The organism is Telluria sp. AZSoR62, assembly GCF_058111565.1.
The window spans coordinates 1-447 of record NZ_JBYTST010000079.1; the positions used below are offsets into that span (position 1 = coordinate 1).

1 protein-coding gene is annotated in these 447 nt (G+C 51.0%); it reads left to right on the forward strand.

What is annotated here, in order from left to right; all coding sequences use genetic code 11:
• Positions 1-71: 71 nt before the first annotated feature.
• Positions 72-447, forward strand: a 376-nt coding sequence (locus AC3XQU_RS22945) for a hypothetical protein (protein ID WP_489876466.1), incomplete at its 3' end; no start/stop codon positions are given.

Below are 447 nucleotides of genomic sequence, written 5' to 3' on the forward strand. Positions count from 1 at the left end.
AACACCATATCAAGGGACCAAGAAACTTTTGCTGATCGGTAGTCGAATCAGCAAACCCAAGGAGAGCATCTGTGGATAAGCCAAAAATTAGTACGCCATTAGTTCGTACCAATGCGACTGGTGCCGACGCAGCACAAACCACATACGACCGCACGCTTCATCAATATTCACGCTTGCTTAACGATAACCCCGGCCATGCACTCTTCATCGGTGGAGACAGTGTTGCGCTTCTCGCCGGCGGTGCACTAGTTGCAGCTCATCTGCATGCTGCTGGTGAAGATTACGTAATCGGATCACCGTTTGATTTCGACCCGGTTGGATGGGACGAGGAGAACGAGTGCTGGGAAAGCGACGACAGCGCCAGCGTCACCCAGAATTGCATTGTGCACCCGAGGTTCATCTCAATAGCTGGTTCAGAAATCACACCAAAGAAAGAGGCATCACCAT